Origin of the sequence: Sphingomonas sp. J344, from assembly GCF_024700005.1 — a bacterium.
GTDB lineage: Bacteria > Pseudomonadota > Alphaproteobacteria > Sphingomonadales > Sphingomonadaceae > Sphingomonas.
The window spans coordinates 446091-462810 of sequence record NZ_JAJONB010000002.1 but is presented as its reverse complement, the minus strand read 5'-3'; the positions used below and the strand labels follow the sequence as shown (position 1 = coordinate 462810).

Here is a 16720-nt window from a genome sequence, read left to right as displayed (position 1 = left end):
CGTGGCTCTCGATCGTATCGCCCGCCTCGACCGGCGACACGCCGACATCGATCAGGACTGACGAGGGGGAAGGAAGTGGCAGATCTGCCAGCGATTGACCAAGCCCGTCGATCGCAGCGCATCGCGCCAGAAGGGCGGCGGCTCGATCCCCGGCATCCAGCGGCGGACGAACACTTCCTCGCCCTTCACCACCGTCTCGATCGGCGCTTCGGTAATCTCATGCTGGCCGATCGACCCCTGATGGACCCAGGTCTCGTGGCTGAGGTCGAGCAGATTGTCGATCACCAGCCGGTAATCGCTCTTGATATGGTCGTATCCGCCGTCGAACGTCCATCCCGGCGCGCTGCACGGCCAGAAATCGGGCACGGTCGCCGGGTCGGCCTTGGCCGCATCGCCGATCCACACCCAGATGAAGCGATGCTTCTCGACCACGGGATACAATGTGGCGCAGACCGCCTTGGGCACGGTCTCGGACTTGATCGGCATTTCGGTCGCGCAGCCATCGGGACCGAGCAGCAGGCCGTGATAGCGACAGCGGATCGAATCGCCCTCCTTGAACCCCATCGACAGCGGCAGCAGCCGGTGCGGACAGGCGTCGCGCATCGCGACGACGCTGCGGTCGAGCTTGCGGTAGAGCATCACCGGCTCGCCACAGATGGTGCGGGCGATCGGGCTACTGTCTACCTCGGAATCCCATGCGGCGACGTACCAGCGATTGACGATCCAGGTCATTGCCTCGCTCCTCTCTCTGTCCTATCGGTCTATGCAGCATTTCGTATGTAACACTTACAAATAATGCAAGGAGATTTGAGGATGCCCACCCCCCCGTTTCGCGCCGACCATGTCGGCAGCTTCCTGCGCCCCAAGGCGCTGATCGACGCCCGCGCCGCGTTCAAGGAGGGCAGCATCGATGCCGCCGCCTTGCGCGCGGTCGAGGATGAGGCGATTCGCGGCGTGGTGAAGTTCCAGGAGGATCTGGGGCTGGAAGGGATCACCGACGGCGAATTCCGTCGCACCTTCTTCCACACCGATTTCCTGCTTCAACTCGACGGTGTCGAGACCGCCGGCTTCACCCAGGTGAAGTTTCACCAGCATGGCGGCAAGGAGCTGGAATATGCCCCGCCGGTGATGAAGATCACGGGCAAGATCGGCCATGCCAGGGACATTCAGCGCGCCGACTATGAGTTCCTCGCCAGTTGCACCAGCCGGACGCCCAAGGTGACGATCCCGTCGCCGACCATGCTGCACTTCCGCGGCGGCCGCGACGCGATCGACGCTGCAGCATATCCCGACCTCGAGGACTTCTACGCCGACCTCGCCGCCGCCTATCGCGCTGAGATTGCGAGCCTCGCCGATGCCGGCTGCCGCTACCTCCAGCTCGACGACACCAACCTTGCCTATCTGTGCGACGAAACGCAGCGCGAAAATGCCCGCAAGCGCGGCATGGACCCCGATGAACTGCCGCGCCTCTATGCGCAGATCATCAACGGATCGATCCGCGACAAGCCCGAGGACATGATCGTCTGCGTCCACCTATGCCGCGGCAATTTCCGCTCGAGCTGGGCGGCCGAGGGCGGCTACGAGCCGGTCGCAGAGGTTCTGTTCAACGAACTGAATATCGACGGTTACTTCCTCGAGTATGACGATCCGCGCTCGGGCGATTTCGCCCCGCTGCGCCATGTGCCGAAGGGCAAGACGGTCGTGCTCGGCCTCGTCACCACCAAGCTCGGCGAACTGGAATCGAAGGACGACGTGAAGCGCCGCATCGACGAAGCCGCGCAGTTCGCCCCGCTCGACCAGCTGGCCCTGTCGCCGCAATGCGGCTTCTCCTCGACCGTCCACGGCAACGACATCGAGGTCGAACAGCAGGCGGCAAAGATGCGCCTGGTGATCGATGTGGCAAAGGACGTGTGGGGCTGACGACAAACAATCCTCCCCCGCAAGGGAGGTGGCGCCGCAGGCGACGGAGGGGAGGACGGCTGCGTCCTCTCCCTTCATGCAGCAACCCTTCCGCCCCCTCCGTCAGCGCTCCGCGCTGCCACCTCCCCTGGCGGGGGAGGATTAGCGCGCTTCTCGCCCACCCCACGCCCTTAACCCCAGCGCCAACAGCACCAGCACCCCGATCAGCGCCAGCTCGACCGCCGGATCCGGCGCGATCCGCACCGCCAGCGTCGAGATCAGCGCCGCGCCGCCCATCTGCATCGTCCCGAACAGGCTGGTCGCCGCGCTCGCCCGCTCGCGTTGCCGCTCGATCGCTTCGGCGAGCAGGGCAGGGCCAGTCAGCCCCGCGCCGAACGCGATCAGCGCCATCGCGACGAACAGCCCCGCCAGCGGTGCGCCGCTCGCCGCGACGATCAGCACGGCGACCGCGCCGCTACCCAGCACGAGCGTCCCGCCCGCCTTCAACCGCGTCGGCCAGCGCTTCAGGATCATCGGCACGCTCAGCGTCCCGCCGATGATCGCGCACGCGACGCCCGAATAGAACAGCCCCGCCTGCGCCGGCGTCGCCCCCGCCGCGTCGAGCACGAAGGGGGAGGCGGCAAGGAAGGTGTAGAACCCCCGCTGATCAACGCATTCGCCGTCGCTAGCGGCAGATACCCGCTCTCCCGCGCCACCCGCCAGTAATTGCCGATCAGGCGGTGCGGATGCAGCGGCGCGCGGTCGCCAGGCCGCGTCTCGGGCAGCATGCGCAATGCCAGCATGCCGCCGATCAGGGTCAGCCCTGCCAAGATCCAGAACAATGCCCGCCACCCGCCGATCCCGGTCACCACACCGCCCACCGCAGGGGCAAGCGCAGGTGAGATCAAGGTTACGCTGGTCAGGATCGCGAGCGGCGCGGCGGCCTTGCCCACGGGCGCGGTGTCGGTCGCCATCGCGCGCCCGGTGACCAATGACGATGACGCCCCGACCGACTGGATTGCGCGGCCGAACAGCATCGTGGCAAGATCGCCCGCCCCTGCGCAGACCAGCGTGCCGACCAGAAATACTACGATCCCGCCGAGCAGCACCGGACGCCGCCCGTGATGATCCGCCACCGGCGCCCACACCAGCTGACCGAGCGCCAGCCCGACCAGATAGACCGATATGACCAGCTGCCCGCCGGCTGCATTTGCGCCGATGCCCGCTGCCAGCAGGGGGAGGGCGGGAACGATGATCTGGATCGCCAGCGATCCCAGCGCGGTGATCGCGCCGAGCAGGATCAGGCGACCCGTCGCGGCGCTCAAATCTCTTCGGGCCAGTAAAGCCGCATCGGATTGTCGATCAGCAATTTGCGTTGGAGTTCGGCGGTCGGCGCGATGCGCGGCAGCACATCGACCAGCTGCCCGTCATCGGGGATGCGGTGTTCCATATTCGGGTGCGGCCAGTCGGTGCCCCACAGTACGCGATCGGGATAGCGCTCCACCACCGGGCGGATCACCTCGACGAAATCGTCGAACGGCGGCCCTTGGATCGACAGGCGCTCCGCCCCCGACACCTTGGTCCAGATGTTAGGATGGGTGTCGAGTAGCTGCTTGAACGCGGTGATATCCGCGCCATCGGGGCCCTGCGCGATATCGGGACGACCTAGATGATCGACGACGATGGTGGTCGGGATCGCCTCGAGGAACGGGACCAGCTCCTCGAGAATATCCGCCTCGAAATAGACGATGACGTGCCAGCCGAGCGGCGCGATCTTGCGCGCGATCTCCAGAAACTTGTCCTTGGGCGCATTGTCGACCAGCCGCTTCAGGAAGTTGAAGCGCACGCCACGAATGCCGCCCTCGTGCAGCGCCTTCAGCTCCTCGACCCCGATATCGGGGTCGACCACGGCCACCCCGCGCGCGAGGCCGCCGGACTTGGCGATTCCCGCCAGCGTCGCTGCGTTGTCGGTGCCGTGGCAGCTCGCCTGCACGATGATGTTGCGGCTGAGGCCCAGATGGTCGCGCAGCGCGAACAGCATTTCCGGCGTCGCGTCCTCGGGATGATATTTCGCTTTCGGGCTGAACGGGAATTCCGCCTCCGGTCCGAACACATGGACATGCGCATCGATCGCGCCGGGCGGTGGCGTCCAGCTCGGCTTTGACGGCGTATCGACCCAAGTCTTGCTGCGGCTCATGCGAAAATCTCTCCATCCATCAGCTTGCGCGCAGTGCGCAGCATCCCCGCCTCGACCGGCGTCCCATCTTCATCCAGTGTCACCACGCACTCGGTGACCCCGGTCGGATGCTCGACGCCCAGGGTCAGCGTCCGCCCCTCCGGCACCACCGCGAGCGCCGCCGCAGGTGACCCCTCGATCAGGCACGCCGTCGCCACGCTGACCGCGCCCAGCACCCCGATCGAGGCATGAACGCGGTGCGGAATCAGCGATCGCACGGCAATCGCGCCGCCGTCGCGGGGCGCCGCGACCAGCATCATCTTCGGCACCGATTTCGCGGCCACATCGCCCAGGTTCATCAGCGGCCCGGCCTTCAGCCTTATCGCCTCGACCTTCGCCTTCATCGCCTCATCGGCGTCGAGCGTGTCGCGGTCCTCGTACCCGGTGATTCCCATATCGCTGGCGGTGATCACCACGCACGGCATGCCATTGTCGATCAGCGTCACCTTGACGCCATCGATCTCGTCCACGCCATTGCCGGTAGGCAACAGTGCGCCGCAGCTCGACCCGGCAGTATCGCGAAAGGCAAGCGGAATGGGCGCGGCGGTCCCCGGCACGCCGCTGATGCTCGCATCGCCGTCGTAACGGACCACGCCGCCTGGCGTCTGGACCGTCGCCACCGCGACCTGTCCGGTATTTTCCATGAAGATCGCGACCCGCGTCTCGCCGTCCTGCGCCGCTACCAGCCCGCGCTCGATCGCGAACGGGCCGATGCCCGCGAGGATATTCCCGCAATTCTGCGCGTCCGTCACGATCGCCTGATCGACGAACACCTGCAGGAACAGGTAATCGACATCGACCCCGTCGCGCGCGGACTTGCGCACCACCGCGACCTTGCTCGTCAGCGGATCGGCGCCGCCCATGCCATCGATCTGGCGCGGATCGGGCGATCCCATCACCCGCAGGAGGAAGGCATCGCGCGCGGCGGTGTCGGCGGGCAGGTCGTCAGCGAGGAAATAGCCGCCCTTGGACGTCCCGCCCCGCATCCACATGCAGCGGACGCCCTCACTCATATTTCAAGCCCATCTCTGCCAGCCGCGGCCGCATGTCGTAGATGTCGAGTCCCAGCTCACCCGCTGCCAGCCGCACGCGCTTGGCCTCTTCGGCTGCCTCGCGCTTGCGCGCCGCCTCCAGCACGGTGGCGGCATCCGCACGCTTGACCACGCACACCCCGTCGTCATCGGCGACGATCACGTCGCCCGGCTCGATCGCGGCGCCCGCGCACACGATCGGCACATTGACCGACCCCAGCGTGTTCTTGACCGTCCCCTGCGCGAACACCGCCTTCGACCATACTGGAAAGCCCATCTGCGTCAGGTCGCGCACGTCGCGCACCCCGGCGTCGATCACCAGCCCCCGGCACCCCCGCGCCATCGCGCTGGTCGCCAGCAAATCGCCAAAATAGCCGTCGACGCATGGGGAAGTGGGAGCGAGGACGAGGATGTCGCCCTCCTTCAGCTGTTCGATCGCGACATGCACCATCCAGTTGTCGCCCGGCGGCGACGAGATGGTGACGGCGTTCCCCGCAATCCGCGCTCCGGAATAGATCGGGCGCATATAATGCGCGAGCAGCCCGATCCGCCCCTGCGCCTCATGCACCGTCGCGACGCCAGCGTGGCCAAGCCCCTCCACGATGTCCAATGGAGTGCGCTGGATATTCTGCACAACGCGTGCCGACATTGGACATCTCCCGAGGGAAAAAGCGAATGGAAGTAGGGGGCGGATGTAGCGTTTATCGGCGACATGTTCTCTATCTGAAATTCCGAGCCGCGATAAGATTTTCTGATATGTCTGCGGAATGATTCGCCCGTTCGACCTCAATCTCCGCCATCTGCGTGCCCTTGGTCAGGTGATTGCGCAGGGCAGCCTCAACCGCGCGGCAGAGGCGGCGGGGTTGTCGCAGCCGGCGTTGACGCAGGGGCTCGCCAAGCTGGAGAAACAGCTTGGCGTCACCCTGTTCGACCGGCATTCGGACGGGGTCACGCCCAGCCCGGCAGGCACAGCGCTGGCCGAGCGGGTGGAGCGCGCATTCGACCAGCTCGCCGCGGCGACGCGGCGGTCGGCGCGCGGCGGGACGCGCGGTTTTGCCCGCCCCGAGCTGCTGATGACCGCGACCCAGCTCGATGCCTTCCTCCACTTCGCCGACGCACAGGGCTTTGCCGGCGCGGCGGCGGCGAGCGGCATGTCGCAACCGGCGGTGCACCGCTCGGTGCGGGAGCTGGAACAGGTCTGCGCGACCCCGCTGGCCGAGCGGCGCGGGCGTGGCATGGCGCTCACCCCGGCGGGGCGGACATTGGCGCGCGGCGTGCGGCTTGCTGCGAGAGAGATCTCCGCCGGGATTGCCGAAGCGCGCGGCGACGAAGGGGAGGGCGGGCGCATCGCGATCGGCGCGATGCCGCTCAGCCGCGCGCTGCTGCTCCCGCACAGCCTTGCGCAATTCCTCCGCGAGGAGCCGCGCACCGTGGTCGATGTGGTCGAGGGGTCGTGGCGTGAGCTGGTCGATCCGCTGCTCGACGGCATCATCGACATCATGGTCGGCGCGTTGCGCGACGACTGCCCGCCGGGGGTGGAGCAGGTGCCGCTGTTCACCGACCGCCTCGCCATTTTCGGGCGGCGCGGGCATCCGCTGGCGCACGGCGCAGTCGACCTCGACACGCTCGCCGCGCAATCCTGGGTCGTCGGCCCGGTCGGCACCCCGCTGCGCGCGCACTGGGAGGCGTTGTTCGCCGGACGCGACCTGCCCCCGGTCCCGATCGAATGCGGCTCGGTGATGGTGATCCGCGGCCTGCTGGTACAGAGCGATCTGCTGACCCTGCTCTCCCCCGATCAGGTCGCGCTGGAGGTGGGCGCGGGGATGCTCGAGCGCGTCGGCCCGCAACTCCCCGGCGCGGTCCGCACCATCGGCATCAGCACCCGCGCAGGCTGGCGCCCCACCGCCAGCCAGGCACGCTTCATCGACCTGCTCCACCGCGCGACAATCGAGACGAGAAGTCAGGAAAATCGATAGGCGCAAATCCAATTGGATTAGCCCTGTCGGGGCAAGCACGACTAAGCCCCGAAATCATGCCACTGCAACGCGAACAACATTGTTCTTGTGATGCGCCTCGCGCCGCCGTTGCGGTTGCTGAGGCGCTTTGCAACGCGCGACACGCGAGTGGCGCGTGATGCACGAAGCGGTCGCCTTGATCGGTTTTGGCGAAGCGGGACAGGCGTTCGCACGTCCCGATATTGCCGCATTCGACATCAAGTCCGAAGCTCCGGAAACCCGCCTCATCAAGATCGCCGAGTTCGAACGGGCTGAAGTGCGCTGGTCGGCGACTCCGGCGGGGGCGCTGGCACAGGCCGATGCGGTGCTCAGCCTGGTGACGGCCGATCAGGCGCTGGTCGCGGCGCAGCGATGCGCGCCCTTGCTCCGCGCGAGAGCCTTGTGGTTCGACATGAACAGTGTCGCGCCGGGGACCAAGCGCGATGCGGCGGCGGCGATCGAAGCGGCGGGCGGACGGTATGTCGATGTCGCGGTGATGGCGCCGGTGCTGCCCGCCCGGCTCGCGGTGCCGCTGTTGGTCGCCGGACCGCATGCACTGGAAGCGAGCGAGGCGCTGCGCAGCTACGGGTTTACCAACGTGTCGGTCGCAGGCCCGAAGGTCGGCGATGCGTCGGCGATCAAGATGATCCGGTCGGTGATGGTCAAGGGGCTGGAGGCGCTGACCGCCGAATGCGTGCTGGCCGCGGAGCGGGCAGGGGTGCGCGATGCGGTGCTCGCCTCGCTCGACGCGAGCTGGAAGGAACAGGGCTGGGCGGAGCGGGCCGATTATAATCTCGACCGCATGCTGGCGCACGGCACTCGTCGCGCGGCGGAGATGGAAGAGGTTGCGAAAACGCTGAGCGATCTGGGCGTCGATCCGGCGATGACGCGGGACACGATCCAGCGTCAGCGGGAGCTAGGGGCGTTGGGCATAACGCCGCCGGAGGGGCTGACGGCGAAGCTGGCAGTGCTTGCTGGCGTTGAAGAGGAAGCTGGGCCCCGGCTCAAGGCCGGGGTGACGATAAGTGAATCTGGGGAGAGTGCCGCGTGATCATCGACTGCCACGGCCATTACACCGTCCTGCCCAAGGCGCACGATGCCTGGCGCGAGGAGCAGAAGGCGGCGTTCAAGGCGGGGACGCCGTGTCCGCCCTATCCCGAGATCAGCGACGACGAGATCCGCGAGACGATCGAGGCGAACCAGCTGCGCCTGATCAAGGAGCGCGGTGCGGACCTGACGATCTTTTCCCCCCGCGCATCGGCGATGGCGCCGCATGTCGGGGACGAGGGTGTCGCGATCGAATGGGCGCGGCGCTGCAACGACCTGATCGCGCGCGTCGTCGGGCTGTTCCCCGAGACGTTTGTCGGCGTGTGCATGCTGCCGCAATCGCCCAAGGCCGACATGACCGCCAGCATCGCCGAGCTGGAGCGTTGCGTGACCGAACTCGGCTTTATCGGGTGCAACCTCAACCCCGATCCGGGCGGCGGGCATTTCACCCATCCGCCGCTGACCGACCGCTATTGGTACCCCTTCTACGAGAAGATGGTCGAGCTGGACGTCCCGGCGATGATCCATGTCTCGGGCAGCTGCAACCCGGCGATGCATGCGACCGGCGGCTATTACATCGCGGCCGACACGGTCGCCTTCATGCAGTTGCTGGAGGGCGATCTGTTCGCCGATTTCCCGACGTTGCGCTTCATCATTCCGCATGGCGGCGGCGCAGTACCGTACCATTGGGGGCGCTATCGTGGCCTTGCCGACATGCTGAAGAAGCCGTCACTGGACACGCATCTGATGAACAACATCTTCTTTGACACCTGTGTCTATCACCAGCCGGGCGTCGACCTGCTGGCGGACGTGATCGAGAACAAGAACATCCTGTTCGGGTCGGAGATGGTCGGCGCGGTGCGCGGGATCGATCCCACCACCGGGCATTATTTCGACGACACCAAGCGCTATGTCGACGCGCTGGACATCAGCGATGCCGAGCGCGCGGCGATCTTTTCCGGCAACGCCCGCCGCGTCTTCCCCCGTCTCGATGCCAAGCTGAAGGAGCGCGGCCTGTGAGTGACCATAGCGACATCCACGCCTATCTTGCCGAGTTCGAGGATATTCCCGGCACCCGCGTGTTCACTGCCAAGCGCGCGCGTGCCGGGTACCACATGAACCAGTTCGCGATGAGCCTGATGAAGGCGGAGAACCGCGAGCGGTTCAAGGCGGACGAGCGCGCCTATCTCGACGAATGGCCGCTGAGCGAGGAAGCCAAGCAGGCGCTGCTCGCCCGCGATTACAACAAGTGCCTGGACCTAGGCGGCAACGTCTATTTCCTCTCGAAGCTCTTCTCGACCGACGGCATCGCCTTTGCCGAGGCGGTCAGCACGATGACCGACATGAGCTTCCCCGAATATCGCGAGATGATGATGCGCGGCGGGCGTTCGCCCCAAGGCGTCCGATCGATCAAGGAAGGTAAATAACCATGGCCCGCATCACCGCAGGCGTCGCGTCGAGCCATGTCCCGCTGCTGGGCGTAGCCGTCGATCAGGCCAAGGATCGCGACGATTATTTCGGCCCGATCTTCGCCGGCTATGACTGGACCCGCGAATGGGAGAAGGCCGAAAAGCCCGACGTCGTCATCCTGGTCTATAACGACCACGCGTCGGCGTTTGACATGAAGATCATCCCGACCTTCGCGATCGGTTGCGGCGAGCGCTACAAGCCCGCCGACGAGGGCTGGGGCCCGCGCAAGGTGCCGGACGTGGAGGGCCATCCCGACCTGGCCTGGCACATCGCGCAGAGCCTGGTCCTCGACGAATTCGACATGACGATCATCAATGAGATGGAGGTCGATCACGGACTGACCGTCCCGCTGTCGATGATGTTCGGGACGCCCGACGTGTGGCCGTGCAAGGTCATTCCGCTGGCGGTCAATGTCGTCACCTATCCACCGCCATCGGGCAATCGCTGCTGGGCGCTGGGCGAGGCAATCGCGCGCGCGGTGGCGAGCTTCCCCGAGGATCTGAACGTGCAGGTGTGGGGCACCGGGGGCATGAGCCACCAGTTGCAGGGGCCGCGCGCGGGCCTGATCAATCGCGAATGGGACAATATGTTCCTCGACGGGCTGATCGGCGAGAGCGATCACCTGCGCCGCATCCCGCACATCGAATATCTGCGCGAGACCGGGTCCGAGGGGATCGAGATGGTGATGTGGTTGATCATGCGCGGCGCGCTGGGCAAGCGCACCGCCGCGCTGCACCGGCATTACCACGTGCCCTGTTCCAATACCGCGATCGGGCATCTCGTGTTGCGCCCCGACAATGGCGAGGGGCTGGATATGACGGGGAGCGGGGTCGCGGCCTGATCCGTCACCCCAGCGAACGCTGGGGTCTCGGGCGGCAAGGGCAAACCTCATGAGACCCCAGCGTTCGCTGGGGTGACGAATTAGACTGGAGCGAAACATGAAAATCGCACTCGCAGGCGCCGGGGCATTCGGCGAAAAGCATCTCGACGGGCTCAAGAACATCGACGGGGTCGAGGTGATCTCGGTCGTCGGGCGCCGGCTCGAACCGACGCAGGCGGTGGCCGATAAATACGGCATTCCGCACGCGACCACCGAGCTCGCCGAGGCGCTGGAGCAGCCGGGGCTCGACGCGGTGATCCTGTGCACCCCGACCCAGATGCATGCGGCGCAGGCGATCCAGTGCATGGACGCGGGCAAGCATGTGCAGGTCGAAATCCCGCTGTGCGACAGCCTGGCCGATGGCGAGGCGGTGCTGGCCAAGGCGCAGGAGACCGGCCTGACCGCGATGGTCGGGCATACCCGCCGCTTCAACCCGAGCCACCAGTATCTCCATCGCAAGATCGCGGCGGGCGAACTGAACGTCCAGCAGATGGATGTGCAGACCTATTTCTTCCGCCGCCAGAACATGAACGCGAAGGGCGAGGCGCGCAGCTGGACCGACCATCTGCTGTGGCATCATGCCGCGCATACGGTGGACCTGTTCGCCTATCAGGCCGGACCGATCGTGGCGGCCAACGCGATCGAAGGCCCGCACCACCCGGAACTCGGCATCGCGATGGACATGTCGATCCAGCTCAAGGCGGAAAGCGGGGCGATCTGTACGCTCAGCCTGTCGTTCAACAATGACGGGCCGCTCGGTACCTTCTTCCGCTATATCTGCGACAACGGCACCTGGATCGCGCGCTATGACGATCTGGTGACCGGGCGCGAAGAGCCGGTCGACCTGACCGGCGTGACGGTTTCGACCAACGGGATCGAGCTGCAGGACCGCGAATTCGTCGCCGCGATCCGCGAGGGCCGCGAACCCAATGCCAGCGTTGCGCAGGTGCTGCCCTGCTACCGCGTGCTGCACCAGCTGGAGCAGCAGCTGAACGCGGCGCGCTGAACGTCAATCGGCCGCGTACGGGCGGCCTTGGGGGAATGACATGAAGACCCAGGTTGCGATCATCGGGGCAGGGCCGTCGGGCCTGTTGCTCGGCCATCTGTTGTGTCAGGCGGGGGTGGATTGCGTCGTCGTCGAGCGCGCGGCGCCCGATTATGTGCTCGGCCGCATTCGGGCGGGGGTGCTGGAGACGGTCACCACCGACCTGATGACGCGGCTGGGCATCGATGCGCGGATGAAGGCGGAGGGGCTGGTCGAGGCAGGGTTCAACCTCGCCACCAACGACCGGCTGATCCGCATCGACATCACCGCGCTGACCGGAAAACATGTCACTGTCTATGGCCAGACCGAGCTGACCCGTGACCTGATGGACGCGGCGCCTGGGCGCGGGCTGGAGATTGTGTATGAGGCGGGCGACGTGGCGCTGCATGAGATCGAGGGCGATTCGCCGTTCGTCACCTATGTGAAGGATGGCGCGACGCAGCGGCTCGACTGCGCGTATATTGCGGGGTGCGACGGGTTCCATGGGCCGTCGCGCAAGGCGATCCCGGCGCATGCGGTGCGTGAGTTCGAGCGGGTCTACCCGTTTGGCTGGCTCGGCATCCTGGCAGACGTGCCGCCGTGCCATGATGAGCTGATCTACGCTAATACCGATGCCGGCTTCGCGCTCGCCTCGATGCGCTCGAAGACGCGCAGCCGCTATTATATCCAGGTCCCGCTGACCGATCGCGTGGAGGACTGGAGCGAAGATCTTTGTGGGACGAACTCGCGGCACGGTTCGACCCGATCAGCGAACATGGCGTGACGCGCGGTCGGGCGCTGGAGATGTCGATCGCGCCGCTGCGCTCCTATGTCTTCGAAACGATGCGGCATGGTCGGCTGTTTCTCGCTGGGGACAGCGCGCATATCGTGCCGCCTACGGGCGCGAAGGGGCTGAATCTTGCCGCTTCTGATGTCGCCTATCTGAGCGATGCGCTGGTCGGTGCGCTGAAGCAGGGGGGACGACGCAGGGCTGGATGGCTATCAGGCGAAGGCGCTGGCGCGCATCTGGAAGGCGGAGCGGTTCAGCTGGTCGCTGACCAAGCTGATGCACCGCTTCCCCGAGGATGGCGCGTTCGAACACCGGATGCAGGCGGCCGAACTGGACTATCTCGCCAGCTCGACCGCGATGCAGACCGCGATTGCGGAGAATTACGTCGGGCTGCCGCTTTAGGCCCTTGTTAGCTGCGGTCGGTTGGCGAGCAGGTGATCGACGACCGACGGATCGGCGAGGGTCGAGGTGTCGCCGAGGTTGCTGACGTCATTCTCGCCGATCTTGCGCAGGATGCGGCGCATGATCTTGCCCGAGCGGGTCTTGGGCAGAGCGGGGGGCGAACTGGATCACGTCGGGGGTGGCGATCGGCCCGATTTCCTGGCGCACCCATTTGATCAGCTCGGCGCGCAGCGCGGCGTCGGGCTCGACTTCGGCATTGGTGGTGACGAAGGCGTAGATGCCCTGGCCCTTGATGTCGTGCGACATGCCGACCACCGCGGCTTCGGCGACTTTGTGGTGGGCGACGAGTGCGCTTTCGATCTCGGCGGTGCCCATGCGGTGGCCTGACACGTTGATCACGTCGTCGATGCGGCCGGTGATCCAGTAATAGCCATCCGCGTCGCGGCGGCAGCCGTCGCCGGTGAAATAGCGGCCCTTGAACGTGCTGAAATAGGTCTGGAAGAAGCGGTCGTGGTCGCCCCACACGGTGCGCATCTGGCCGGGCCAGCTGTCGGTGATGACGAGGCAGCCGTCGCCCGCGCCGGTGATCTCGTTGCCGTCATTGTCGAGCAATGCGGGCTGGACGCCGAAGAACGGCTTGCTCGCCGACCCCGGCTTGAGCGCGGTCGCGCCGGGCAGGGGGGTGATCATCGCGCCGCCGGTTTCGGTCTGCCACCAGGTGTCGACGATCGGGCAGCGGCCCTCGCCGACGACGCGGTGATACCATTCCCATGCCTCGGGATTGATTGGCTCGCCGACGCTGCCGAGCAGGCGCAGGCTGCTGCGACTGGTGCGCGTCACCCAGTCGTCGCCCTCGCGCATCAGCGCGCGCAACGCAGTGGGGGCGGCGTAGAAGATCTCGACCCCGAACTTGTCGACCACCTGCCAGAAGCGACTGTGATCGGGGAAGTTGGGCACCCCCTCGAACATCACACTCGTCGCGCCATTCATCAGCGGGCCGTACACGACATAAGAGTGGCCGGTGACCCATCCGACATCGGCGGCGCACCAGTAGATCTGGCCGGGACGATAATCGAAGACATATTCGTGCGTCATCGACGTCCACACGGCATAGCCGCCGGTGGTGTGCAGCACGCCCTTGGGCTTGCCGGTCGATCCTGAGGTGTAGAGGATGAACAGCGGGTCCTCCGCGCCCATCGCCTCGGGCGCGCAGTCGGCGCTCTGGCTGGATGCTTCCGCCCAGTCGATATCACGGCCCGATATCATCGGCACGTCGGCACCGGTGCGGCGGAGCATGATGACCCGCTCGACCCCCGGACAGCGGGCGAGGGCCGCATCGACATTGGCCTTGAGCGGAATGCGCTTGCCGCCGCGCAGTCCTTCATCGGCGGTCAGCACGATGCGGCTGTCGCAATCCTGGATTCGCCCGGCGAGCGCGTCGGGGGAGAAGCCGGCGAACACGATTGAATGGATCGCGCCGATGCGCGCGCAGGCGAGCATCGCCACCGCAGCCTCCGGCACCATGGGGAGGTAGAGGGTGACGCGCTCGCCGCGCCTCACGCCCTGCGCTTTCAGCAGATTGGCGAAGCGGCAGACATCGACGTGCAGTTCGCGATAGGTGATGACACGGTGGGGCTCGTCGGGGCTATCCGCCTCCCACAGGATCGCGGTTGCGTCGCCGCGCTCGGCCAGGTGCCGGTCGAGCGCATTGGCGCTGATGTTGAGCGTGCCGTCGCTGAACCAGGCGATGCCGAAATCGGCCTCGTCGAAGCTGGTGTCCTTCACCCGCGTGAACGGCGTGATCCAGTCAATCCGCTGTGCCGCCTCACGCCAGAAGCCCTCGGGATCCTGGACCGAGCGCCGATACATGGCGTCATAGCCGTCCGCGTCGACCAGTGCATTCGCCGCCCATTGCTCGGGTACCGGGAAGATCGTCTGGGCCATCTCACTCTCCTGTTCGCGCCGGGCGCTTGGCTCCGCGTTAGCGCATCACGGGGCGCAGGTCAGTCCGACTCTCGTCGTAGAACTGCGACCTTTGTCGGGATAGCAGCGCGACACGGTCTGCGGCATGCTTCCCCGTCCGCGGCACCGTGCGCGGAAGGAATATAGGGGAGAAGGGCCGATGGCCACGGAAGCGGACGAATTGCCCAAGCATCACAAGGCGACCCAGAGCGAAAAGCTGGTCATCACCGCCTCCTCCCTCGGTACCGTGTTCGAATGGTATGATTTCTACCTGTACGGCCTGCTCGCCACGATCATCTCGGCGCAGTTTTTTTCGGGCGTAAACGAGACGACCGGTTTCATCTTCGCGCTCGCGGCATTCGCGGCGGGGTTCGCGGTGCGGCCGTTCGGCGCGCTGGTGTTCGGGCGGATCGGCGATCTGGTGGGGCGCAAGAACACATTTCTCGTCACCATGGGCTTGATGGGCTTTGCGACCTTCGTCGTCGGCCTGTTGCCGTCCTACGCCACGATCGGCGTCGCTGCCCCGGTGCTGCTGATCCTGATGCGGTTGATCCAGGGACTTGCGCTCGGCGGCGAATATGGCGGGGCGGCGACCTATGTCGCCGAGCATGCGCCGAACAACAAACGCGGGCTCTATACCAGCTTCATCCAGACGACCGCGACGCTTGGGCTGTTCGCGGCGCTGCTTGTCGTGATCGGCACGCGCACCTTGGTGGGTGAAGAGGCGTTCAGGGACTGGGGCTGGCGCGTGCCGTTTCTGATCTCGATTCTGCTGCTCGGCGTGTCGCTGTGGATTCGCCTTCAACTCGAAGAGAGCCCGGTGTTCGCGAAGATGAAGGCCGAGGGCAAGACGTCAAAGGCACCGCTGACCGAGGCGTTCGGCAAATGGGGCAACCTCAAATGGGTGCTGATCGCGTTGCTCGGCGCGGTCGCGGGGCAGGCGGTGGTCTGGTACACCGGCCAGTTCTACGCGATGTTCTTCCTTGAAAAGATGCTGATGGTCGATGGTGCGACCACCAATATCCTGATCGCCATCGCACTCGCCATCGGCACGCCGTTCTTCATCTTCTTCGGCTGGCTCTCGGACAAGGTGGGGCGCAAACCGATCATCATGGCAGGCTGCGCGCTGGCAGTGCTGACCTATTTCCCGGCGTTCCAGGCGCTGTCTTCGGCAGCCAATCCAGCACTCGCCCGTGCCGCCGCCGCCGCGCCGGTCACGGTGGTGACGAACGACGCCGATTGCTCGCTCCAGTTCGATCCGGTCGGCGGCAACAAGTTCGACAGCAAGAGCTGTGACATCGCCAAGGCATTCCTTGCCAAGAATGCGATCAGCTACAGCACGGTCGAGGCGGCGGCGGGGACGATCGCGCAGGTCAAGATCGGCGATGCGACATTCACCGCACCCGATCCGGCGCAGGTGACCGGAGCCGACCGCAAGGCTGCGATCAGCACGTTTCAGGGCGAGCTGAAGGCTGCTCTGACCGCTGCCGGCTATCCGTCCAAGGCCGATCCTGCGGCAATCAACAAGCCGTTGGTCGTGGCGATCCTCACCTGGCTCGTGCTGCTGGTGACGATGGTCTATGGCCCGATCGCGGCGATGCTGGTCGAACTGTTCCCGACCAATATCCGCTACACGTCGATGTCGCTGCCATATCATATCGGCAATGGCTGGTTCGGCGGGTTCCTGCCGACCACGGCGTTCGCGATGGTCGCGGCGACCGGGGATATCTATTACGGCTTGTGGTATCCGATCGTGGTCGCCGGGCTGACGCTGGTGGTCGGTCTGCTGTTCCTGCCCGAAACGTTCCGAAAGAATATCGACGATTAGGGTGTATGCCGACTTCCCCTCCCTGAAAGGGAGGGGCTAGGGGCGGGTTTAGCGGCGGACGAGGCTCGATGCCTTGTCCGCCGCTTCTGTTTCAGGCGACGAGTCTTTGGAGCGCGCAGACGCGCGCACCCACCCCCGGCCCCTCCCTTTCAGGGAG

At 65.9% G+C, this 16720-nt stretch carries 14 protein-coding genes and 2 pseudogenes; 9 read left to right on the top strand and 7 right to left on the bottom strand.

Going from position 1 to position 16720, the window contains the following annotated elements:
* Positions 1–51: 51 nt before the first annotated feature.
* Positions 52–732 carry an aromatic ring-hydroxylating dioxygenase subunit alpha gene (locus tag LRS12_RS18415; protein ID WP_257845928.1) on the bottom strand — a complete coding sequence of 227 codons (681 nt, stop codon included), beginning with the start codon at positions 730–732 and terminating at the stop codon, positions 52–54.
* Positions 733–813: 81 nt separating this feature from the next.
* Here LRS12_RS18415 and LRS12_RS18410 point away from each other — a divergent pair, with 81 nt between their 5' ends.
* Positions 814–1920, top strand: coding sequence for a 5-methyltetrahydropteroyltriglutamate--homocysteine S-methyltransferase (locus LRS12_RS18410; RefSeq protein ID WP_257845927.1), 1107 nt, complete (start codon positions 814–816; stop codon positions 1918–1920).
* Positions 1921–2061: 141 nt separating this feature from the next.
* Here the strand turns inward: LRS12_RS18410 and LRS12_RS18405 are convergent, their stop codons facing one another.
* From LRS12_RS18405 to ligK, 5 genes are read right to left on the bottom strand one after another with little or no spacing between them, the layout of a single operon-like run.
* Complete coding sequence (locus tag LRS12_RS18405) at positions 2062–2526, bottom strand: hypothetical protein (RefSeq protein WP_257845926.1); 465 nt, start codon at positions 2524–2526, stop codon at positions 2062–2064.
* A complete protein-coding gene (locus LRS12_RS18400; protein WP_257845925.1) occupies positions 2442–3224 on the bottom strand; it encodes an MFS transporter in 783 nt (260 codons plus the stop codon). Before LRS12_RS18400 ends, LRS12_RS18405 begins: the two co-directional genes overlap by 85 nt.
* On the bottom strand, positions 3221–4096 hold the full coding sequence (locus LRS12_RS18395; protein WP_257845924.1) for an amidohydrolase: 876 nt from the start codon (positions 4094–4096) through the stop codon (positions 3221–3223). The genes LRS12_RS18400 and LRS12_RS18395 overlap by 4 nt, the downstream gene beginning before the upstream one ends.
* Entirely contained in the window at positions 4093–5148 is a 1056-nt protein-coding gene (locus LRS12_RS18390) for a 4-oxalomesaconate tautomerase (protein ID WP_257845923.1), read from the bottom strand. Before LRS12_RS18390 ends, LRS12_RS18395 begins: the two co-directional genes overlap by 4 nt.
* A complete protein-coding gene (ligK, locus tag LRS12_RS18385; protein WP_257845922.1) occupies positions 5141–5815 on the bottom strand; it encodes a 4-carboxy-4-hydroxy-2-oxoadipate aldolase/oxaloacetate decarboxylase in 675 nt (224 codons plus the stop codon). The genes LRS12_RS18390 and ligK overlap by 8 nt, the downstream gene beginning before the upstream one ends.
* A gap of 118 nt (positions 5816–5933) precedes the next feature.
* Between ligK and LRS12_RS18380 the strand changes: the two genes are divergently transcribed.
* The 7 genes and pseudogenes from LRS12_RS18380 (at position 5934) to pobA (ending at position 12773) form a co-directional block, all read left to right on the top strand.
* On the top strand, positions 5934–7142 hold the full coding sequence (locus LRS12_RS18380) for a LysR family transcriptional regulator (protein ID WP_257845921.1): 1209 nt from the start codon (positions 5934–5936) through the stop codon (positions 7140–7142).
* 157 nt (positions 7143–7299) lie between these two features.
* Entirely contained in the window at positions 7300–8211 is a 912-nt protein-coding gene (locus LRS12_RS18375; RefSeq protein WP_257845920.1) for an NAD(P)-dependent oxidoreductase, read from the top strand.
* Complete coding sequence (locus LRS12_RS18370) at positions 8208–9227, top strand: amidohydrolase family protein (RefSeq protein WP_257845919.1); 1020 nt, start codon at positions 8208–8210, stop codon at positions 9225–9227. The genes LRS12_RS18375 and LRS12_RS18370 overlap by 4 nt, the downstream gene beginning before the upstream one ends.
* Positions 9224–9634, top strand: coding sequence for a protocatechuate 4,5-dioxygenase subunit alpha (gene ligA, locus LRS12_RS18365; RefSeq protein ID WP_257845918.1), 411 nt, complete (start codon positions 9224–9226; stop codon positions 9632–9634). Before LRS12_RS18370 ends, ligA begins: the two co-directional genes overlap by 4 nt.
* Before the next feature lie 2 nt (positions 9635–9636).
* Positions 9637–10518, top strand: a complete 882-nt coding sequence (locus tag LRS12_RS18360; protein ID WP_257845917.1) for a class III extradiol dioxygenase subunit beta — start codon at positions 9637–9639, stop codon at positions 10516–10518.
* Between the two features lie 97 nt (positions 10519–10615).
* Entirely contained in the window at positions 10616–11563 is a 948-nt protein-coding gene (locus LRS12_RS18355) for a Gfo/Idh/MocA family oxidoreductase (RefSeq protein ID WP_257845916.1), read from the top strand.
* 40 nt (positions 11564–11603) lie between these two features.
* Positions 11604–12773 (top strand): annotated as a pseudogene (gene pobA, locus LRS12_RS18350) (4-hydroxybenzoate 3-monooxygenase).
* Here the strand turns inward: pobA and acs are convergent.
* Positions 12770–14717: pseudogene (gene acs, locus LRS12_RS18345) on the bottom strand (acetate--CoA ligase). The pseudogenes pobA and acs sit on opposite strands and share 4 nt — an antisense overlap.
* A 178-nt stretch (positions 14718–14895) precedes the next feature.
* Between acs and LRS12_RS18340 the strand changes: the two are divergent.
* Entirely contained in the window at positions 14896–16563 is a 1668-nt protein-coding gene (locus LRS12_RS18340) for an MFS transporter (RefSeq protein ID WP_257845915.1), read from the top strand.
* Positions 16564–16720 lie beyond the last annotated feature (157 nt).